17 protein-coding genes are annotated in these 21,264 nt (G+C 61.2%); 9 read left to right on the top strand and 8 right to left on the bottom strand.

The features are described 5' to 3' along the window. Nucleotides 1–60 precede the first annotated feature (60 nt). A complete protein-coding gene (locus tag N4T19_RS21095) occupies nucleotides 61–1,644 on the bottom strand; it encodes a THxN family PEP-CTERM protein (protein ID WP_260718943.1) in 1,584 nt (527 codons plus the stop codon). Between the two features lie 352 nt (nucleotides 1,645–1,996). Between N4T19_RS21095 and N4T19_RS21090 the strand changes: the two genes are divergently transcribed. The 3 genes from N4T19_RS21090 to N4T19_RS23285 all read left to right on the top strand — a co-directional run bounded on the left by N4T19_RS21090 (nucleotide 1,997) and on the right by N4T19_RS23285 (nucleotide 7,524). Next, a complete protein-coding gene (locus N4T19_RS21090) occupies nucleotides 1,997–3,913 on the top strand; it encodes a DUF11 domain-containing protein (RefSeq protein WP_260718942.1) in 1,917 nt (638 codons plus the stop codon). Between the two features lie 858 nt (nucleotides 3,914–4,771). Beyond that, entirely contained in the window at nucleotides 4,772–6,136 is a 1,365-nt protein-coding gene (locus tag N4T19_RS21085) for a DUF6923 family protein (protein WP_409935133.1), read from the top strand. A gap of 269 nt (nucleotides 6,137–6,405) precedes the next feature. Further along, nucleotides 6,406–7,524, top strand: coding sequence for a hypothetical protein (locus tag N4T19_RS23285; RefSeq protein WP_313900075.1), 1,119 nt, complete (start codon nucleotides 6,406–6,408; stop codon nucleotides 7,522–7,524). 157 nt (nucleotides 7,525–7,681) lie between these two features. Here the strand turns inward: N4T19_RS23285 and N4T19_RS21075 are convergent, their stop codons facing one another. Then, entirely contained in the window at nucleotides 7,682–8,488 is an 807-nt protein-coding gene (locus N4T19_RS21075; protein ID WP_260718939.1) for a sulfite exporter TauE/SafE family protein, read from the bottom strand. Nucleotides 8,489–8,593: 105 nt separating this feature from the next. Between N4T19_RS21075 and N4T19_RS21070 the strand changes: the two genes are divergently transcribed. Both N4T19_RS21070 and N4T19_RS21065 read left to right on the top strand, forming a co-directional pair. Then, nucleotides 8,594–9,397: an AraC family transcriptional regulator gene (locus N4T19_RS21070; RefSeq protein ID WP_260718938.1), complete on the top strand. Its 804-nt coding sequence runs from the start codon at nucleotides 8,594–8,596 to the stop codon at nucleotides 9,395–9,397. 59 nt (nucleotides 9,398–9,456) lie between these two features. Continuing rightward, a complete protein-coding gene (locus N4T19_RS21065; protein WP_116924657.1) occupies nucleotides 9,457–9,834 on the top strand; it encodes a c-type cytochrome in 378 nt (125 codons plus the stop codon). 183 nt (nucleotides 9,835–10,017) lie between these two features. Here N4T19_RS21065 and N4T19_RS21060 read toward each other — a convergent pair whose 3' ends face one another. After that, a complete protein-coding gene (locus tag N4T19_RS21060) occupies nucleotides 10,018–11,418 on the bottom strand; it encodes an IPTL-CTERM sorting domain-containing protein (RefSeq protein WP_260718937.1) in 1,401 nt (466 codons plus the stop codon). 400 nt (nucleotides 11,419–11,818) lie between these two features. On the opposite strand from N4T19_RS21060, the gene N4T19_RS21055 reads away from it, so the two are divergent. Both N4T19_RS21055 and N4T19_RS21050 read left to right on the top strand, forming a co-directional pair. Beyond that, nucleotides 11,819–13,183, top strand: coding sequence for a chloride channel protein (locus N4T19_RS21055; RefSeq protein ID WP_260718936.1), 1,365 nt, complete (start codon nucleotides 11,819–11,821; stop codon nucleotides 13,181–13,183). A gap of 804 nt (nucleotides 13,184–13,987) precedes the next feature. Next, nucleotides 13,988–15,454 carry an IPTL-CTERM sorting domain-containing protein gene (locus N4T19_RS21050; protein ID WP_260718935.1) on the top strand — a complete coding sequence of 489 codons (1,467 nt, stop codon included), beginning with the start codon at nucleotides 13,988–13,990 and terminating at the stop codon, nucleotides 15,452–15,454. Nucleotides 15,455–15,663: 209 nt separating this feature from the next. Here the strand turns inward: N4T19_RS21050 and N4T19_RS21045 are convergent, their stop codons facing one another. Beyond that, nucleotides 15,664–16,011: a PRC-barrel domain-containing protein gene (locus tag N4T19_RS21045; RefSeq protein ID WP_116924653.1), complete on the bottom strand. Its 348-nt coding sequence runs from the start codon at nucleotides 16,009–16,011 to the stop codon at nucleotides 15,664–15,666. A 210-nt stretch (nucleotides 16,012–16,221) separates the two neighbouring features. On the opposite strand from N4T19_RS21045, the gene N4T19_RS21040 reads away from it, so the two are divergent. Next, entirely contained in the window at nucleotides 16,222–16,872 is a 651-nt protein-coding gene (locus tag N4T19_RS21040) for an IPTL-CTERM sorting domain-containing protein (protein ID WP_260718934.1), read from the top strand. 46 nt (nucleotides 16,873–16,918) lie between these two features. On the opposite strand, the gene N4T19_RS21035 is transcribed toward N4T19_RS21040, so the two are convergent. The 3 genes from N4T19_RS21035 to N4T19_RS21025 all read right to left on the bottom strand — a co-directional run bounded on the left by N4T19_RS21035 (nucleotide 16,919) and on the right by N4T19_RS21025 (nucleotide 18,298). Then, nucleotides 16,919–17,455, bottom strand: coding sequence for a Dps family protein (locus tag N4T19_RS21035; RefSeq protein ID WP_182345069.1), 537 nt, complete (start codon nucleotides 17,453–17,455; stop codon nucleotides 16,919–16,921). A 212-nt stretch (nucleotides 17,456–17,667) separates the two neighbouring features. Next, nucleotides 17,668–17,886, bottom strand: a complete 219-nt coding sequence (locus N4T19_RS21030) for a helix-turn-helix transcriptional regulator (protein ID WP_116924650.1) — start codon at nucleotides 17,884–17,886, stop codon at nucleotides 17,668–17,670. Between the two features lies 1 nt (nucleotide 17,887). After that, nucleotides 17,888–18,298 carry a hypothetical protein gene (locus N4T19_RS21025; RefSeq protein ID WP_260718933.1) on the bottom strand — a complete coding sequence of 137 codons (411 nt, stop codon included), beginning with the start codon at nucleotides 18,296–18,298 and terminating at the stop codon, nucleotides 17,888–17,890. A 358-nt stretch (nucleotides 18,299–18,656) separates the two neighbouring features. Between N4T19_RS21025 and N4T19_RS21020 the strand changes: the two genes are divergently transcribed. After that, nucleotides 18,657–19,781: an IPTL-CTERM sorting domain-containing protein gene (locus N4T19_RS21020; protein WP_133248062.1), complete on the top strand. Its 1,125-nt coding sequence runs from the start codon at nucleotides 18,657–18,659 to the stop codon at nucleotides 19,779–19,781. Between the two features lie 51 nt (nucleotides 19,782–19,832). Here N4T19_RS21020 and N4T19_RS21015 read toward each other — a convergent pair whose 3' ends face one another. Beyond that, nucleotides 19,833–21,236 carry a phospholipase D-like domain-containing protein gene (locus N4T19_RS21015; RefSeq protein WP_260718932.1) on the bottom strand — a complete coding sequence of 468 codons (1,404 nt, stop codon included), beginning with the start codon at nucleotides 21,234–21,236 and terminating at the stop codon, nucleotides 19,833–19,835. Nucleotides 21,237–21,264 lie beyond the last annotated feature (28 nt).

Here is a 21,264-nt window from a genome sequence, read left to right as displayed (position 1 = left end):
TCAGGGCCCGAACCGCGAGCGCATAGCACGGAGGCAGCCTCGCGCACTGCCCTGCCGCGCTCATCGCATGCGGCCGCCTGCCACAAGCCGTGGTCGGCGCCACACCACAAGCCCCATCAAGGCCGCCAGCACCGCCAGCGCAAAGCCTCCGAGACCAGGCACGGGGGTGGGGTTGCTGGGATTCGTAGGGTTGGTCGGCGTCGTGACCTGCGGGGCAACCGCCGCGCTCGATGCATTGTTGCCCGCCGCTGCATCGCCCCCGCCATTGCTGTCATTGTCAGCACCAGCCCCGCCCACGACCGTGATGCTGGCGTTGCCGGCCATTGTAAAGCTCAGGGTGCAGCTGAGCGTGCCATTGGGCGGCAGATCAGCGGGCGCACTGCAGACAGGCGTGGGGCTGCCGGGCAAGCTGGCGGCGTTGGGGATGGCGCAAAAAGCCTGCAGTGCAGCGGCGCTGCCGGCATTGGTACAGGTGGTTGTGCAGCTGACAGCCGCACCGGCCGCTGCCGTGCCCGGGGTGCATACCGTGGTGCTGAGCATATCGGTCACAGCGCGCAGCGCAAACAGATTGCCACTCGATCCATCGGGCGGCACGCTGATCGCAATGCTTTGCACACCCGTGCTACCCGCCACGCTGGTGTTGAGCGCGCCTGGCGCGCCACTCTCTCCGGTCGTGCCCTGTTGGGTATAGGCCATCTGGTAACCAGCGGGCGGCGTCGTCGTGATGGCGCAGTCTGCACCGGTCGGTACATTCTCAAAACTGAAGCTGCCATCGGCTGCCGCATCCACCGGGCCTGCGCTGTAATCCGGCCCGGTGCACAGCAAAGACACGGCCACGGCCATACCGGCATCCAGGCCGTTGCCATCGTCTTGCGTGTTGGCGGGGTCGCTACCCTCTGCATATACCCGGCCCGAGACATTGGCCACCTGGGTCAGGTTCATCATGAAGGGGATCGCGTTGACCATGTTCTCCTGCGTGGTAAAGCCGATGCAGCCGTCCTCCGCGCCTGCCGCCTCGCAAATCTCCGGATCCAGCGGAATGGCTGCAGGCTCAGGGAAAAAGCTGAAAGTAAACTCCTGGCCGTTCATCACCACGGTGCGGTTGACCGAACCGTCGAGCACCCAGATGTCGCTGCAGGGCACGCCGCCTGGCACCACACAGAGGGTCGGGTCGCTGCCGTTAGGAGTTTCAGAGAACTTGATGGTGTAGATGAAGTTCTCATAGGTGTAGGGATCACTGCTGCCTTTGGCTCTCAGACCGAGCGTGGTACTGATCGTGGCACTGGCCAAGGTGGCATAGCTTGAAGCCACGATATTGTTGGTATGGGTGTAGACATTGGCATATTGCGCGGCGCCATTGGCCACCAAGGTACCCGTCTGCTCACTGGCTGAGACACCGATACCACTGCGCCCGGTCCCAGCAGGCCCGCTGGGACATGCTCCCCAGGTGATATCAGTGGGTAAGACCAGTTCGCAGCCATTGGCGGAACCTGGGCCCGCGCCATTGAATGTGGTGGCACCCGTAGTCGTCACAAACCGGGCCGAGACGGTGTAGTCCCATTCCACCGGCGCGGCAGTGGCGCTGCCCATGAACAAGGCGCCAAGCAAACCCAGGACGGTGACGCTTATGCTTCGATGCAACATATTGAACCCCTCAACGAACTTTTGATATTCATTTTTCAACAACGAAAAATGAATCAAGAAAATCTACATGCAATGTAGCGGGTTCGCCATCAAGATATGTTAATTTTTAAAAATTACATTCAGAAACACAACGCATCAAACGAAATAATGGAGGATTGAAAGAAATCTCAATAAATCCAAAAAATATTTAAATTAAGCAAAGATGCAGTTTGAAACCATCTGCTAGATTTCTCCCTGTTTTGCGGTTCGCATATACACGATAGATGTAAGTTATGCTAGATAATATTCAATTGATTTAGTTTATCTTACAGGTGCATATGGGATATTTTTCAATGGGGATGGAGTTTTCAAGATGAGATTAATTCACAGACAGGCTGCTCTTTTTGCAGTGTCGCTTGCAGGGCTGACGGCTGCTGCTGGCGTACAGGCTGCGACATTGGCTTGTGGTGCGCCCTTACGCATTCACACCGCTAAGGCGACCTGGTCAACGGATGCCCAATACGTACCTCCTCCAAGCGGCACCGCCACAGGTGCAGCAGCCATTGTGGACGACTACAAATGGCGCGGCTGGTTTGATAAAACGACAGCGGTGCATACCAGCGGAGCAGGCGATCTTGCCGGCACTCCGCTCCAAGGGGATTGGATTTCTTTTGGCGATGCCGAGTATCCGGCGGGTGCAGGGGCTACTACGGGTAACGGACCTTATCCGGCAGTGAATGCGCGCGGTGTGGTGGCAAATGGTGCCTGGGTTGAAAACAGAATTACTTTCTACTACAACGAGCCTATCACCATTCCCAGCAATATCAAGCTTTCCAGTATCAAGATCATCGGTAGTGGCGGAGTAGATGACAGCTCGGAATTTGTTGTTCGCCCCGCTAGCCCGCCTTCTGGCAGCACGACCTGGTTGCAGATGCAGAATCTGGGAATGAGTTATGGTTCTCCAGGAACTATTAATCTGGACGGTAATGACAACGGTCTGGGTTTCTATTATGGAGACAACACCATCGGTTTTGTGGTGTATAACACTGCATCGACCACCGCCAGTTCTGGAAATCCAACTGGCCTCATTGCAGATTTTGAAATCACGGCCGATTGCCAGGATGAGCCTCCCGCCCAGCCCGCCACCATTCTGGCTTGCCCCGCCGGCAGCCAAGCTGGTGATGAAGTCCGTGTTGGCCCATTCACCACCAACGCCAGAGACTGGAAATGGACGCAGCGCATGAATGCGGCAGGAACCGCCCTGGAGAACGTCGAGCAGCCTTTGTTTGACAGCTACCGGTATCGCAGCTATTTCGATCCAGCATCGCTGGCAACGGCTACCGACGCCCGCTGGATCAGCCCGGGAACGACAAACCCTGCGAGCAGCGACATTCCTGGTGTGCCTTACCCAGTGGCTACCGGCCAGTCACGCGGCATCCAGGACGGCTCCACGTTCGTGATGAACCAGCCTGTCAATATTGGCAGCAATGTCGATTTGGCCAGCATCAAGCTCACCGGGCGGTTTGCCTTTGATGACTATGGAAGCTCCGTCTATGTGAAGCCTGCAGCTGGTGCGGAATCTGCTGCGGGACCCGTGTATCTGCCCAATGGCTACGGTGCATTCTCGACCTATACAACGTCCGCAGCGCTTGGTTTTGCACGCGGCAATAACACCGTGGGCTTCCGCCTGGATGGCGGTCAAAAAACCAACGATTGCGCCGGCGGCACTTGTGCGTTGGGTGCCATTGCTGACTTCTATGTCACCGCAGCCTGCACGGGTGAGCCTCCAAGTGCCGACCTGTCCATCACCAACGCCAGTGCCGCGACCAGCGTAGCACCTGGTGCAACGGTGACCTACACTGTCACCGCCAGCAATGCCGGCCCGGTGGAAGCCACGGGCGCCACGGTCACCAACACCCTGCCTGCCGCATTGACAGATGCCGCCTGGACCTGTGTGGGCGCAGGCGGCGGCACCTGCAGTGCATCGGGCAGCGGCAATATCAGCGACACGGTCAACCTGCCCGTCGGCGCCAGCGTGACCTACACCGTCACCGCCAAGGTCGCTGCAAATGCCACCGGTTCGCTGGCCAGTACGGCAAGCATCGCGGCTCCAGCGGGCATGGATGACCCCACTCCGGCCAACAACAGTGCAACCGCCAACAGCGTTATCGCCACCCCTGGCTCTGCCACCCCAGTCCCCGCATTGGACCTGGCTGGCTTGGCACTGCTGGGCGGATTGAGTGCCGGTATCGGTGCCTTGGCACTGCGCCGCCGCCAACGCAGCCAGTGAGGGCTAGAAGTCTCAGGGCCTGAAGACTTAGCGAGTTACTACTGATCGCCTCCAGCTGGAGGCGATTTTTTTTATTCCAAGACCTTTCGACAATGCAATACCAACAGCCGACTCGGCCATTGCTGACAGGCCGCCCCCACAAACCGGTATGACGAGCGGCATTTGCCAAGACATTGACCAAGCGCTTTAGCCAGACAAGACACCGCCCTCTTTGGGCTGCCTCTGCACAAGCCTCACCAAGCGCGACGGACACCGATCGGGTTAAAACGCTCAACGCGCCCCTTAAAGGCGAACCGGAGGTATTGCCGAGAAAGACATGGGATTGGATCGTCCGAGAGCACGTTCAGACCATGGCGGGGAGTTGTGCAGAAGTTCCCTAGGCTCACAGCCTATATCACATCCCTGCCGTGAACCGGTATTCGGCACGCATCACGCAGCGGACCATCCATCTGCCTCAAAAAATAGCTGGATAACCCCATTCCCGCTGCACTGTTAAACCGTACCGCCCCATCATTCGCACCCGCTTGGTTGAAAAGGGGTATTGACAATGGCCAATCCCAAGTTATCTACAAAAATTAAAAAAATCAAAGGGAATTAAATAAAAACAAAGAAAATGGATAAAAAGCAAAGGTTTTGAATTTGCACACCATCCGATTTGAAACAGCTCACAAAAAAAAATGCTACCCATGTCCACCTGCGCCTTGACCATGATTTAGGTGTGTGGCATTGTAAACAGCGTGACCGAGTGAATAGAAGGGCATAGAATTCCGCTATCGTGATCCTTCCATCATTCAAAGCCAAGAGAACTTGCATTTTTGTTTTATTACTGCATTTGCTTCAATTCAGTAAAGGGTGAATATGACCGATTCTAAAAAAATGCCGCCTGGCTCAGCCTTTCCAGCATTTTCGTCGCCACTGACGAATTCTCCCGACCTTAAAAAGACATTCAAGCAGCTGCTTATCTCGGCCGCTTTGCTATTACCAGCCGTATCGATGGCACAAGTCGCCTGCGATAGCCGGCTTTTTCTGTCGCAAAACGCACCGACCTCGTTAAACAGCGTGTCTACGGATACCAATCCGATGGTGTTTACCGGCATTGGGGGGGCTTCTGCGGTTTCCTACAATGCCTTGGGCTATTCCCCCACCGATGGCCAAATCTATGCCATGCGCACCGATGCCAATGGCAATAATCTGCTGAGCGTCAACCAGAGCACTGGCGCTGTCACCGTTGTGGGCGCTGTGACGGGGCTGCCAGCGAGTCCCGCTTACAACTCGGGCACGGTGGGCAGCGATGGCACCTACTATGTCAAACCCTTTGGCAACACCTCGGTGATTTATGCCATTGATACGAGCGCACTGACGGCTACCACCATCACCTTGGATACGGCATTCACGGCCTCGGACATCGCCTGGGTCGGTGGCGCTTCCGGGGGCTTGTATTCAGTGTCTGACGCAGGCCAGCTCTATGCCATCGATGTGGGTACTGGAGCCGTCTCGGCCATGGGTACGCCAGACGGCACCGGTGGTGTGCTTGGCGCGCAATTCGGTGCCACCAACGGCATGTTTGGCTCGGCCAACAATGGCAGCGGTTTTTACCAGATCAACCTGCTCACCGGCGTCAAAACGCTCATTGCCGGCTCGCCCGGATCGGGCACCAACGATGGCGCCAACTGCCCGAATGCGCCCATCCGGTTTCCTGCGGATTTGAGCATCACCAAAACCAACGGCCAAACCACCTATGTGCCGGGCACCAATGTCGTCTACACCATTACCGTGCGCAACAACGGTCCGTTCACCGCCGTCGGCGCCAAGGTGACGGATGTATTGCCCAGCGGCATCAGCACCGCCAACTGGTCCTGCAGCGCTTCGGCCGGTGGAAGCTGCACCGCCAGTGGCGCAGGCGGCATTGATGACACCATCAATCTGGCGGTGAATGCGACCGCGACCTATACGCTGACGATGGCCATCCCAGCCAGTTTCACGGGCAATCTGGTGAACACCGCCACAGTCGAAGCCGATGGCTCCAGCGCCAGCGCAGTCAATACCAATCCCGACCCGGACCCCTCCAACGACACGGCAACGGACACCGATACCCCTGCCACCGTTCCCCCCGTTGCGGCACCTACCCCGGTACCCACGATGACCGCGCTGGGCCTGCTCGTGCTGTCTCCATTGATGGGTTTGGCGGGCTTGATGGCCATGTCTCGTCGCCGCAAGGTCTGACCTCCGCATACGGACGTACACGCTGAGCCCAGCTGCGACAAAAGAGCTTCGTAAGTGCCTTATTGGCCCCAGCGAGGCTCTTTTTTTTGGAGCTCGTGCAGCGGAAAGCTTCAAGGCCTTCGATCACGCAGCAACACCCCTGAGGGATTCTCTGCATCACCCTCGCTCAATGGGCCGGCCTTCTCCCATGCTTTCACTGGAAAAACATGAAGAATCCAATACTCGCAAAGTTAGCAACCGTGGCCTGCTTCGGGGTTGCGGGCCATGCCATGGCCGCAGATTGCGTCAATGGCGTCAATGCGGCGGGCACCTGCACGGTGCCTGCAGGGGTAACCCACATCAGCTTTGAGGCCTGGGGTGGCGGCGGTGGTGGGGGCTCGAATGACCAGGGCTGGAACGGCATCGCAGGGGGCGGCAGCGGTGGCGGCGGCGGGGCTTATTGCAAAGCCCGTCTTGCAGTGACTGCAGGCAACGAGCTGCTGGTCATCGTCGCTGCCGGCGGCACGCCTGGCTTGGTCAACAGCGCAGATTGGACAGCCACCGGAACGCACAGCACGGGAGGCGGGTTCTCTGCAGTGACGGGGCCCGGTGTGGTCGGTGTGACTGCCAATGGCGGCGGCGGTGGCGGCGGCAGCACCGTGGACCTCAACTATTACGATGGCGCACGCGGCTTACCGGGGGAAGGTGCGACCGCAATCCGTGGCGGCACCGGTGGTGCTGGAGGTGCCAATTTCCTGGGGCGCCCTGGCGGCCTGGGCGGAGGCGGAGGCGCTGGCTCCATCGGAGGCTCGGGTGGCGCAGGTGGCAATGGCGCCAATGGAGTGGACGGAAGTAGCGCACCTGATTGGGATGGCAGCTGGGAAGGGCCCGGCATACCCGGAGGAAATGGGACGGACGGCGGCAATGGCGGGGATGGCGGTAACGGCGGCGACGGTGCCATAGCTGGGATAGGCGGCGCTGGCGGACAGGCGGGCTACGAAGGCCATGGTGGAAACGGTGGCTCGGGCTCTCCCGGCTATGGGTACGGAAACATAGGTACCAATGGCGTACCTGGAGTGCCCGGCATGCCGGGAGCAGACGGCCTGATCCTGACAGGCCCATTGGCCGTGGCAGCATGCGAAGGAGAAAGCATCGCAGGCGCCAATGGATCGGGGGCAAGCGGCGGCGCTGCCGGAGGACTCAACGTCGGGGCCGGCGCTGGCGGCGACGGTGGGCAACCGGGGCAGGCCGGTATGGTCCGCATGACTTTTGTCGTGGAGCCGGATCCACCGACAACGCCCGTGGAGCCCACCCCCGTGCCCACGATGACAGCCTGGGGCCTGCTCGCGCTCTCGCCCATCATGGGTCTGGCTGGCTTCTTGGGATTCTCGAGGCGCCGCAAGGTCTAGGAACCCTTTGCAACACAGTCTGCTGTGGTCTAAACGCAGGCGCGGGTGAGGCAAAGGATCCCAAGGTATGAAGAGCTTTCCCGCTGGCTTTTTACGCTGGTTTGCGCAGCTCCATGGCTGAGCAACCCCTCCCCCGGCGCCCATCATCCAGCGGCCGTCAATGCACCACCATGGCCAAGAGCACCGCACACAGCAAGGCGATATAGACCTTGGCATGGATACGGTCCGGGATCTTGCCAATCCAGCGCGACGCCAGCCGGATGCCCAACCAGGAGCCCGCCACCAGCACCAGGCAGGCGCGCACATCGATGTAGCCCAGATGCCATGCGCCCAACGGCGCCGTGTTGGACGCCAGCAGCGCGTAGGTGGCGGTGCCCACAATGGCCATCGGCAATGACAGCGGATTGGCTGCAGCGGTAGCGGCCGTCATGCTGGCGCCGCGCCGGCGCATCAGCGGGACGGTCATGACACTGCCGCCGACTCCCAGGCAGGCGGCGATTGCGCCGATAAAAAGCCCCAGCGCAGCGGCCGCTGGCTTGGCCAGAGGGCGCATCCGGCTGCTGCGCTCTTGGGTAAAACCGGGCCGCAGCAGGCTGTCGAGAATCGTCAACGCGAGATAGCCGACAAACGCCCAGCGGATCCAGCCGCCGCTCAGCACCAGCGCAGCCATCGCCCCAGGGATGGCCCCGAGCGCCACATAGCCCAGCAGCGGCCGCACCTGGCCCCAGGGCACCGTGCCGGCCCGGTGGTGCCGCCAGCTGGCCAGCCCGGCGCCAAAGACCATCACACAGGTGGATGTGGCCACCGCGATGTGCATGGCGGCAAGCCCCAGCGCACTGTCTGCGCCATACACCCCCACCAGCACCGCATACAGCACCGGAACGACGACAAAGCCGCCACCAAAACCAAACAGCACGGTGGTCACACCAGCCAGAACCCCAAAACACAGCAGCAGCAAATACATGGACAAGGACCATCAACGGTTGCAAAGCGCCACGATAGAGCGCCAGGCTGCGGCTGACTTTCGATTAAAAGCCAAGCATCCTTGCATTTAGGCCAAAATCGGGCGATGCACAACATCCCTCTCGCATCGGTAGATGCCGTGGCCCGGCCGCTCCTGGCCATCAGCACCGACTATGCACCCGGCACCCTGCTGGACACCCACAGCCACCGGCGCGCGCAGGTGCTGTACGGCATGAGCGGCCTGATGGAGGTGGAAACGGACGATGGTGCCTGGGTGATCCCGCCGTTTAGCGGTGTCTGGATTCCCGCTGGCAAGCCCCACCGGGTGCGCATGCAGGGCGTGAGCACACGCAGCCTGTATATCGAGCCCGCTGCTGCGCCCCGCCAAGGCCTGCATTGCGAAGCGCTGGTGGTCAGCGCGCTGCTGCACCAGCTGCTGCTGGCCTCGATCACGATGGAGGCGCTGTATGACGAACAAGGGCGGGACGGCGCCTTGGCCCAGTTGCTGATGCACGAAGTGCGCCAGGCACCCACTATGCCCTTGTTCGCGCCGATCCCGCAGGACCTGCTGCTGGCTGCGCGGTGCAAGGCCTTCTTGAAGGCGCCACAGATCCGGGCCGCGCCTGAGGCATGGGCTGCTCAGTTGCACAAAAGCCTGCGCAGCTTTAACCGGCATTTTCGGCAGCAGACCGGCATGAGTTTTGGCGCCTGGCGGCAGCAAGCCTGCTTGCTCGCGGCCCTGCCCCGCCTGGCGGGCGGTCAGTCGGTCACCCAGGTCGCTCTTGATCTGGGCTATGACAGCCCCAGCGCCTTCTCGACCATGTTTCGCAAGCGCTTGGGCAGGGCGCCCAGTGGCTTTATGCGGGCCGCGTCATCTGGCAACGAAAATCCGCCGGGCACCGCCCAGTGACAGCAGAACGCCTGCGGCCTGCGACACAATATCGCGGGCTACAAATTCGATAACACCCCATGAATAAAACCGTCCTCGCCTCGCTCGGCCTTCTGCTGCTGGCACACGCCACCTGCTCACAGGCAGACAACAGCAATGGCAAAAATATCTTTGTGCAGCGCTGCGCCATGTGCCATGGCGCTGACCTCCAAGGCAGCGGGCCGCTGGCGCGCAAAAGCAACCCGCCCACACCCGATCTCACCACGGCAGCTTTCAAAAAGCGCCTGCACGATTACCCCGGTGTCATCGTCTCACCGGTGGTGCTCCGGCCCAACGGCGATCTGATTCCGAAAACCTTGCGCGAGAACGGCGTCAAGCTGCCAGCCTTTGCCTGGCGGGTGAAGGATTTGCGGGACTTGAACGAGTACATGGGCGCCGAGATCGCGAAAAGGCGCTAACGCAGACACGACCTGAAGTTCATAGCTTTCCGCTCGGTGGACGCGGTTTGTGCCCCGGTACGGGCCATATCTTGCTGCATGGGCGCCTGCAGCGAGCCATGTTGTAGGCCCGCGCAATGCAGAATGCGAAAAGAGCCGCCACTCGGTCTTGCGGACCTTGGAAGCTCCCAGCTTGCCGTTAACCTACGCGGTGCGCTTGCTGCTTCGGCCCCTGCCCACCACCCCTAAGAGCAACGACAGGCACACCAAGCCCCATGCGCCCAGTGTTGGCACTGGAGCAGGGGCAGCCTGCGCGGAAATGGTGATCGTATAGCTCTGCGTCACGCTGTTGACGGCAGCCTTGGTCGCGCTAGCCAAGCTGATGGCCGTGCTATCCGACACCGTGACACTAAAGGTACTGATCTGGGTCTTTGTGGGTGTGCCTGTGATCGCTCCCGTTGTCAGATCCAGGCTCAAGCCCTCTGGCAGTTCACCATCGAGCACCAGGTGGTAGGGCGCCACGCCCCCTGAAACCCCAATACTGGCGGTGTACGTCTTGCCGACTTGACCATTGGGCAAGCTGGGGTTGACGGTCAGATCCAGTGGATCAATGACGAGCGTGATATTTGTGCTCTTGTCCCGGTTCGCACTGTCAACCACCGAAATGGTGACCTGCGCAGTGGTCGCCTCCGACGGCACACCACTGATAACTCCCGTCTCGGCGCCGATGCTCAACCCTGCCGGCAACCCGCTGGCCGACCAGGTATAAGGAGCAGTCCCCCCACCTGCAGTCATCGTGCTGCTATAGGCCACGCCGATCTTGCCGGCGGGCAAACTCGCCGGTGAAATCGCCAACACCACCAGGGGATAGCCACGCCAGGCCGCACCGGCTTGGTCTACGACCCAAAAGCGACCATTGGCAAAACTGAAGCTGAAATGGGAATCAAAAGAGGTGCCCGCACCCGCCAGGGAAGTCTGGCCAACCCGCTGCCCCGAAGCATCCCAAGCCGATACAACGCCCTGGGAATAGGTAAACCAGTAACTCCCCGATGCACTGATGCCTCGGTTTTGGGGATACTCGTTCTCGCCCGGTTGGGTGCCAAAGCCAACCAAGGCAACGCTGCCCAACGGACTACCCGCGAGGCTCCAACGATAGACGTTTCCTTCTACCAGTGCAATGTATTCGTTGCCGGCGCCGTTCAGCACCACCCCCACCTGCTGCTCCGTCAGATCCGTCAGAGTGACAAGTGGTGCAAATGTGCCGGCAGCCGCCTGCTGGTAAATAGTCGCGTCGTTGAATTGCCTCGCGTACAGGTTTGCGCCTTGCGTGAACACCGACCGAAAGTCCAGTCCGGAGGCAAACTTGGCGACCAGTGCACCGGCACTGCTGTACTGCGCCAGCCGTTCGCCACTTGCGCTGCCGCCTGAAGAAGACCAGTAATGGCTACCGTCATACGCCAGCGTCATCGAGGTGCTGGCCAGTTCGTCTTTGAATGACAGGTCAGAGCTCAGCGTGCCATTGGTAAAAATGCCTGTTTGGGCGAAGCTGCTGGTGGCGGCTACTGCCGCAATGACCAAAGGAAACAGAAGGCGTTTTATGTACATAAATGTTTCTCTGTAATGAGCACCCGCAATGTAACAAAAAACAAGCTATGTGGAAATACTTTTAATAGTTGCTGTTAAACAGCCACTGAGCGACAGGCACCTTTGCTGCAGTTCAGCGCGCGGGCTGCCGCTGCCGCCTCCCAAAAGGTTTGTTCGCTGCACGCTCAGCGCGGTGGCGTACATTGCGCCCCACTTCATACCTGGATCGCGGCGCGTTGTGCCGACCAGCGCATCCGAAGCGCGATGGGAGTCAGGGACTGAATGACGCATGTCAGGCTTCCTTTACATACACATCCGTTTTCGCCCCAAAAACCTGAGCGTTATGGTCACGGGTTGGAAGGCGGCCTGACTGGCCACAGTCGAATTGACTAGACTGGCACCCTCACTCCATGAGGGCGCAATGCAGCAAGAACCCGATTTCGTACAGAACCTGAGGCAAGAATTCGGGGATGGATGGCGCTGGGTGGAGCGTTGCATTGTGCTGGCCTACGCTGCGGCAGCGGGCCTGTGCGTGGTCGGTTTCACGATGGTGGCCGAGAAGGCCTTTGACTGGTTCATGCACATCTACCACTCGCAAGGTGGCTGGGCGGTGCTGGTCTGGACTCCGTGCCTGACAGCAGCCATTGTGTGGGCCACACGCCGCTGGGCGCCTGGCGCTGCGGGCTCGGGCATTCCACAGGTCATGGCCGCGCAAGAGACGGCGCTCAACGACCTGCAGCGCAGCCGCTTTGTCTCGCTGTGGTTGTCTGCCTGCAAGATTGCGCTGGCTGGCCTGGGGTTTCTGGCGGGGCTGTCGATTGGCCGCGAGGGGCCGTCCGTGCAGGTGGCCGCCGGCGTCATGCACCATGCCAAGCGCTGGTTTGGTCCGCGCTCAGGCATTACCAGCCATGCGCTGCTGGTGGCAGGCGGTGCAGCGGGCATTGCAGCCGCCTTCAATGCGCCGCTGGCAGGGATCGTTTTCGCCATTGAGGAGCTGTCCCGCAAGCTGGAATCTCGCGCCAGCGGCCTGATCATTGCCGCCATCGTGCTGGCCGGTCTGATGGGCGTTTCCGCATTTGGCAACCTGAACTATTTTGGGCGCATCCAGGTGCCCAGCCTCAACTGGCACGCACTGCTGCCCGGCATCTGTGTGGCCTTGAGCTGCGGCGTATTGGGGGGCCTGTTTGCCAAGCTCATGGCCGCGTCCCTGACCGGCGCGCCAGAGCGCCTCAACCGCCTGCGCGCGCAGTATCCCATCCGCTTTGCAGCTGCTGGCGGCTTGCTGATTGCCGTCATCGGCCTGTCCACCAGCGGCGCCACCTTTGGCGCCGGTTCGGAAGAAGTCAAGCACATGCTGGCGGGAGAGGCCGAGTTGCCTGCGCTGTATGTGACGCTCAAATTCATCGCCACCTGGCTGTCTGCCTGGGTGGGCGTGCCTGGCGGGATCTTCGCGCCCTCGCTGTCGATTGGCGCAGGTGTGGGCCACAACGTCTCGCTGATGCTGGGCAGCGACATCGCCCCCGCGTTGATTGCGATGGGCATGGCCGCTTTCCTGGCCGCCGTCACACAAGCCCCGCTCACGGCCTTCATCATCGTGATGGAGATGGTCGATGGGCACTCGATGGTGCTGAGTCTGATGGCCGCCGCGATGCTGGCCAGCCTGGTCTCACGCATGATCGCCAGGCCGCTGTATGAGACGCTGGCCAACTACATGCTCAGCCAGGTGCAGAGCGCAGCGCCCACGCCAGCGGAGCAGGCCGTGCAAAAGCCAGCCGCTTCATCCTGATCATCCAGATCGCCCTGGCCCAGGTCCGTAGGTAGCGCTGTCCATCCCGGTGGCGCCATTGCCACTGCCGCGCTCCAGCGTCACTGTGACCCGCGCCAGGTCATGCACAGGTGCCAGCTGCGCTTTGTATTGCGCGAGCGCCTGGGGTTATGGGCTGCGCACAGCCACGATGGCCGCACATCGCTTTGGCCCGATCAGCGGCTGACACCGCTAGAGCGGGCTGGCGGCCTGCCAAACAATGGGACGGACGGCGCAGCCCCAAGGTCACACCTACGGCCATCTTCGTGATGGCCACCTGCTCAAGCAGCATCCTCAGTGAGCACGCGCGGGCTCTATCGATGAGCAACCGGTTCAGGGCCTTATTCATACCCACGGTCAGACAATTATTAAACAACCATTATTAATTGTTTTGGTTTATCTTGCCATTGAATAAAAGCTGCGTTGATTGTGAACAATATGAATTTCCATCGCTATTTACACCTTCGCCCGCCAAAAAATACAAATAACAAACTTCTTTAAATAAAACCAAAGATGCCTGTATGGTATTGCGTTGTACAGTTCCAACTGTAAGTTTTGTTTTGCCGCCAAGCCCTTAAGAGACATGAACCCATAACTTTCTGCACATTCATGTCAAATATATGGGTCTTGACCTATTAGCCAGCAGTTATCAGGCAATTATCTCCACCGGGTTATCTGCTTGTGCAGCCATAAAGGCAGCCCCATACCCTGCCGCATTGAATGAATGGTGGGTATTTTTCTCAACCGAGGCAGATTTTCGCCTCCCCTAGAGAATGGAATTGAATCATGCGACAACAAATGCTGACCCTTGCTGCAGCGCTTGCGATGGCGGTGCCTGGCTTGTCCAGCGCCGCGTTCGTTTCTGGCCCGGTGAATTACAACTTCAGTTCGATCTATTCCGGGACCTCGGAGAACCTCACATACGATGCCGACGGGGCGCTGTATAGCGATGAGCCAGTACTGCTGATTTGCATTGACCATTCCACACAACCGCCTTTTGCCAACGCCGCCACACCCGTCCCTCAAGCCCAATTTGACACGGAAGCGGGCGCCAGCGCCATCAAGGGCGCCTCAGGAGCGGCGGGCGAGGCGGCGATCTACTGGCTGCTCGACCAGTACTACCTCAGCTATTACAAGAATGGGAGCGTGGAGCAGCGGCGAGCCCTCCAGTATGCACTGTGGGAGCTTGGCAACGACTACGACGGAAGCGCCGCCAGCATCAACATCAGTGCAGGCGCATCCCGTCCTGCTTCAGAGAACGTCATTGAGTATGGCGGCTCGGACCAAGCCGCATTTGTAAGCGCGTACAACTCCTTGTACGACGCCATGAAGGCCAGTCTGCCGACGCTGCGTACCTCCTACCGGTCCGGCACCTACACGATGGACCTGTTTCGCAATCGCGATCCTGCCTACCAGCACATGGTGGCCTTGATCGAACGCGCACCACCGAACACCGTACCGATTGCCGAGCCGACGATCACCGGCACCTCGCAGGTCGGCTCCACCGTGACCGGCAGCTACACCTATGCGGACAACAACAACGACGTTGAAAACCCCAGCGGTACCACCTACCAGTTTGTGACCAGCGCCAGTCCCAGCATCAGCAGCTCCAGCGACGGCACGGTAGTGGCGAGCGGAACCACCGGAGGTGCAAGCCAGACGCCCACCTACACCTTGCAGCCAGCGGACCAGGATAAAAATATCTTTTTCTGCGTCAGGCCAGATGCACAAACCGGCGCAACCCCCGGGCTGGAGGTCTGCACTACCGCGCTGGGCCCGGTGACCGAGCTGCCACCCAATGTGGTGCCCACGGCCGTCCCGTCGATCACCGGCACACCCCAGGTCGGCTCCACCGTGACCGGCAGCTACACCTATGCGGACAACAACAGCGACGTTGAAAACCCCAGCGGCACCACCTACCAGTTTGTGACCAGCCCCAACCCCAGCATCAGCAGCTCCAGCGACGGCACAGTAGTAGCGAGCGGCACCACCGGGGGGGCAGGCCAGACGCCTACCTATACCCTGCAAGCCGCAGACCTGAACCAATATGTCTTCTTCTGCGTCAAGCCTGCCGCGCAAACCGGTGCAAGCCCTGGGCTGGAGGTGTGCACCAGCCCTGTAGGGCCGGTCACCACCCGCGTGGTGCAGCAGGCGCCTACACCGGTGCCAGGCTTGGGCCCCTGGGCGCTCATGGGCTTGACACCGCTGATCGCCCTGCTGGGGATCCGGCGCCAGCGCAAGCACATCGGCTAAATACCATCGCCGATCACGGATAGCCACCGCAAGGTGGCTTTTTCATGTCCACGCATGCTGGGCAGATGTGCCGGCGGCTGGCTCAGCCCGCATGTTCCTTTGCGGGTAGTTTCTGGTCGGGCGCAGGCACCTTGACCCAAAGACCACCAAGGCAAAAGCGCCGGAGCTGTGTTGCACAGCACACGGCGCTCTGCGCGACATGATCGACCTTAAGCAGTGGCCTTCGGATACACAAACTGGGGCAGGCCCTGCAAGGTCTCCTTGCTCGCATCGGGGAGCAGCAAGCCGTACTTGCCCACTTTGAAACGCGAGAACTCAATGGCGACATCGTAGGTGCCCAGGCCCATAAAGCCGCCAATGCCGACAATGGCAAAAATAAGATTGTCTTCCTTGCCGACGATCACATCATCCACGGTACCAATTTCCTGGCCGTTGGTATCGTGCACCGGCTCGCCGATGAACTCTTTCCTGACGCTCCAACCCGTTGCCAGAACCTCAGCCCCCCGGGGCGAGATCGCAAAAGGTGTATGGATGGTGACTGTTTCTTGGTTATCCATAGATCCACCACAAAAATTGATGCAGGCTCAAACTGTAGCAATCTTTACGTGCACTGGTGCCCTCGCCAGGCCAACTCTCAGCAAAAAGGCGTGGCGTCTGACAATAGCGTCTAACACAGCTTCAACGCCCATGAAATCCCCAGAATACGGGATAGTAAATACTTGCAAATGCGATACATTTGTTTGCATTCCACACACATGGAGATTGCGATGAAAACATTGCTGTGCGCCGGCGCCCTGGCCCTGGCCATCGGGGGCTTTGCCTCGGCCGCGAATGCAGCGTTGGTGCAGTGGACCCTGACAGACGTGAAGTTTGTCGATGGCGGCACCGCCTCTGGCTCCTATGTGTTTGATGCCACCACCCAGACCTTTAGCGCCATCAATGTGACCGCCACGGGCACGGAGGGCATACCGGCTGCCAGCTTCAGCAATACCTGCGATGGCTCCAACTGCGACGCCTACCTGCCCGACCCGGCACAAAACATGATCTTTGTGCCTGCTGACACCAGCGATCTGACGGGCAAGCAAGTCATTTTGCTGGACCTGCAAAGCCCGATGACGGATGCCGGTGGCACGATTGCGATCAAGCCGCCTGAAGCAGAAGCGGCAGTCACGGTGGCACTACGGAACAAGGCCTTTTCCACCTTCTGCCCCGATGCCACCTGTTCAGGCCCAGGCGCCATGCGATTTATCGCCTCGGGTGAGGTGGTCGGTCGTGCGGTGGTAGTGCCTGCCGTGGCTCCCACACCGGTGCCCACCCTGCCCCCATGGAGCCTGGCCTTGCTGTCGCTGGTGCTGGCACCCATCGCCTGGATGCAGCAACGCCGCCAACGCGCAGTGGCAAAGCCAGCGCGGCGCTGAGCCAGGCACGGTCCCCGGCTACTGCAACGGGGATAGCCTGGGGCGCTTAGCCGGCGTTGCGGCTGGATTCAAACAGGAACCAGGTGCGGCGCTCGGTCTCGTCAATCCAGTTTTCCAGCAGGCTGGACGAGGCAATATCGCGGTGCTCGTCGGTCACGTTGTGGGCTTCGCGCAGGCGGGCGGCGAGCTGCTGGTTGTCCTCACGCAGCTCGGCCAGCATATCGAGCGGATCGACATAGTCGGCATCGTTGTCGCTGATGCGCTGCAGGCGCGCGATGTGGCCAATGGAGCGCAAGGTCGTGCCGCCCACTTTGCGGATGCGCTCGGCAATCGCGTCGGTCATCGCATAGAGCTGGTCGGCCTGTTCATCGAGCAGCAGGTGGTAGTCACGGAAGTGCGGGCCGCTCATGTGCCAGTGGAAATTCTTGGTCTTCAGGTAGAGCGCAAACACATCGGCCAGGATGCCGTTGAGGGCCGCGCTGATGTCCTTGGTGGCCCCGGCATCCAGATCGCTGGGCGTTGCCAGCGGGGCCTTGCGGCGGGCTTTGATATCCGTTTTCGTGCTGCGTTCAGATTTGGCCATGGTGTACCTTTCAAACAAGCATTGAAGACAAACGAAGCGAGAGCGAGTGGCGCCAGCGGCCAGTATCTGGCCCGATGATGGCAGCCAGATGGCGGCGCGCATGTTGTTCAGCTCTCTTATTCAGAGAGCCACTAGCTTCATACCAAAGCAGAGAAAACCCTGTCAGCCAATGCCGACGATAGGGGGCTAGGCACGCCCATGCTTGACACAGATCAGCGATCGAAGCCCGGCGCGCTGCGGTAAGGGTTCTGAAAGATCGCCTCGACCGGCAGCTCAAACACCACGCTGATGCGGTAGGCCAGGTCCAGCGACGGGTCGTGCTTGCCCGTCTCCAGCGCGTTGACGGCCTGGCGCGATACCCCCAGGCGCTGCGCCAGATCGGCCTGGGTCCATTGGGCCTGGGCGCGCAGCGTACGCAGATGGTTGTCCATCTCAGCTGCGCAGCCGCATTACGCCAGTGACGAGCCCCCAGACCAGCCAGAACAGCGGCACCACCAGCCAGGCCGGTGCATGGGGCGCTGCGGCATAGCTCTCGCCAAAGCCCCAGACGCTGCACAGTATCAGCACCAGGCCGCAGGCGATCACCACGCTGCGGACGGCCTGCGCGCGCTGGTACTCGTCCGCTGCCTGTATCCACTGCAAGGACGCACGCAGCTGCGCGGCAATCGGCAGCGCAACGGCCAGCGCCAGCAGCCAGGCCGCGGGCGTGCCAAGGATGGCATCAAAAACGCCCACGATGACCAGCGCATGGAGGGCGCAGTACAGGCCCATCCACAGCGCTGTGCGGAGGAAGTAGGCGCGCATGCTGGGGCTGGGGTAAGGGGGAGGAGGAGCGTTATGCATGGTCAGGATAAAGCGAGATGTAAAGTAAACCTGACTTTAGCAAATGTCAGGTTTACTTGTCAATGGCTGCCTGCATCGCAGACCACACCTTCGGTGCAGCCGCAAGCCACGCCCACCCCACCCTCCACCGTTGACAAGGCCACTGCAGGCAGCCTGCCCGCACCGGAGCAGCAGCAAAATGCCACAACTCTGTGGACAATTATCAAAAGGCATCCCTGGGCAGCGTTGGTAACAGACGCGGACAATTCGATTTGGAATAATAAAAAATCAATTGAATTCTTGGATGCCATTTACGATGTTTTTCCGGTCCACACCACAGCCCCAAGCCTGGCTTGCCAGCTCGCTGCTGGCGACAGCCATGGCCGTCTGTGCCCTGCCGGCGCAAGCCCAGAGCCCCGTCACCATCGACTGCAGCCCCAACTCGCTGGCGCAGCTCAACACCGGCCAGCCCAGTGCATCCAACCCAGCCATCGACGGACGTTGGCGCTTCCAGTACCTGGCGGCCTACGCGGGCAGCTCGCCTGCCAACTGGGGCAGTTTTGGTGATGCAGCCATCGTCACCAGCCGCAACGCGAGCTGGACCAGCACGCCAGCCAACAGCAGCACCGCGCAGTGGATTGGCCTCAATGCCTGGGGCGGCCAGCCCTACATCGATGGCGCCAACTTTGGCAATATCGATGGGCTGTTCCAGGTGCAGTTCAACCTCGACCCCAGCGTGTCTCTGGGTAGCTTTCAGCCCTCGATGACCTACAGCGCCGACAACTCGGTGGTGGATATCTTCATCAACGGCCAATCGCAGCTGGCACGCGGTGCGGGAACCTGGGGTCTGCCCCAAGCGGGCAGCGCCAACCAGTTTGGCTACAACGGCTTTGGCAGCTCTCGCTGGCTCACCATTGCGATGGCCTCGCCCGATTGGCAGGCAGGGGCCAACACCATCACGGTCTATGTCAAAAGCGGCAACCCCGCCATGGGCTTTGCCGCCGCCATCGCAGGGGCCAATGCCTGTACCGCCAATGAGGCGCCCAGCGCCATCCCTGCCGTCAATGGCCAGCCCGAGGTCGGCCAGACGCTGACCGGCAGCTACAGCTATGCCGACACCGAAACCGACCCTGAAGATGGCAGCACGGCAGGTACGCGCTACCAATGGGTGCGCAGTGCCAATGCCGACCTGACCCAGGCGGCCCAGGGTACGGTGCTGCAGTCAGGCAACACGATGGGCGCATCGGGCACGGTGACCTACACCACGCAAGCGGCCGACGACAAGGCCTATCTGTACTACTGCGTCACCCCCGTGGCCCAGCGTGGCACCCTGGTGGGTGCCGAGGTCTGCAGTGCCGCCTTTGGGCCGATCAAGACCACGACGCCGCCGCAACCGGCCACGCCCAAGGCAGTTCCGCTGCTCGATATCTGGGCCTTGCTCGGTCTGTCGGGCCTGGTTGCCGGATGGGGCCTGGCGCGTGCACGCAAACGACCGCAGGCCTGATGCCAGCCACCTGCGGGTGGCTTTGTGGTGGCGCTGGCGCTGCGTTGCGCCTCAGAGCTGAAAGGCGACTGCGCGCACCAGCCCCTCCCCTACATCGCGCCACCAGCCAGGGGCGCGGTAGGCGTAGGGGGAGCTTTGCGCCATCTGCTGCTCAGACCACTGCTGCAGCCAGGCGATGTCGGGGGCGCTGTAGAAGGCGGTCATCGCCTCGTAGTTCAAGAACAGGCTGCGCCCGTCGAGGTTGGCCGATCCGCACAGCCCCATGCGGTCGTCCACCACCACCACCTTGGCATGCACCATGTGGGGGGAGCAAAATACCTCTGCCCCCGCCAGCACCAAGGCGCGCAACGCGCGCTCGCGCGCCCAGTCGGCCAGGCGGTGGTTGGAGCGCTGGGGCACCACCACGCGCAGGTGCACGCCGCGCCGGCAGGCCAGGCACCAGGCTTCGATCAGCGCGTCATCGGGCACAAAATACGGGCTCACCAAGGTGATGGAGGTCTGCGCATGGAAGGCGCTGGCCAGGTAGAGCGCATGCAAGGTGTCGTCGGCATGGTCGGGCCCGCTGGGCAGCCACTGCGCCCAGGCCTGGTCCCCGCCACCCAGCGCCATCGCCGGCGACAGCCACACCGGGCGGCGCCGCCCTCGGGCTGCACGCCAGTCCGCCTCGAACTGCGCCGTCACCACACCGGCCAAGGCCCCTTGCACGTTGAAGCTCAGGTCCACCCAGGCCGGGTGCCCGGCGCTGCTGGGCAAAAAATACTCATCGGCCAGATTGCGCCCACCGCTCCAGACATGCACGCCATCGGCCACGGCCAGCTTGCGGTGGTTGCGCAGGTTGCTGCCGCCGCGAATGGGCTGGAGCATCGGCACCATGAAACGGCGCACCAGCACGCCCGAGCGCCGCAACTGGCGCAGCCGCGACGGCAGCAGGCGCCAGCAGCCCACGCCATCGAGCAGCAAGCGCACCCTGACGCCGCGCGCCGCTGCCTGCTGCAGCGCCGTGCCAATCTGGCGCCCCACCACATCGTCGGCAAACACATAGGTGCACAGGTCCAGATTGCGCTGGGCCTGCTCGATCAGACGCAGCAACTGCTGCAGGGCCTGCAAACCATCCTGGTGAAACACCACCTTGGCATTGGGCTGGGCGGCATCGAGCTCCATGCTCGCCAGCAGCTGGCCGGCCCAGGCCGGCACCAGCTTGGGCACGCTGCTGCGGCGCTGCCCGCTGTTGGGGATGACCGCATGCGCCGGGGGCCGCACCGCCTTGCGCGGCCCGAACACCAGAAACAGCGGCAAAAAGAGATAGGGAAAGGTGACCATGCCCAGCACCCAGCCAATGGCCGATGCCGGGTGGCGGCGCTGGTGGCCGGCGCGTGTGACCAGCGTGTAGACCAAAAGCGCCACCATCACCGCAATCGTGTGGCCCAGGCCGGACAGGACGGTCACGCGCAGCATCTGCTAGCCCCCGTCTGCTGGTGCAGGG

Source organism: Comamonas squillarum (assembly GCF_025309455.1).
In the GTDB taxonomy this organism is placed as follows: Bacteria; Pseudomonadota; Gammaproteobacteria; order Burkholderiales; family Burkholderiaceae_C; genus Comamonas; species Comamonas squillarum.
The sequence above is the reverse complement of the archived record's forward strand: the minus strand, read 5'-3'. Positions and strand labels throughout refer to the sequence as shown.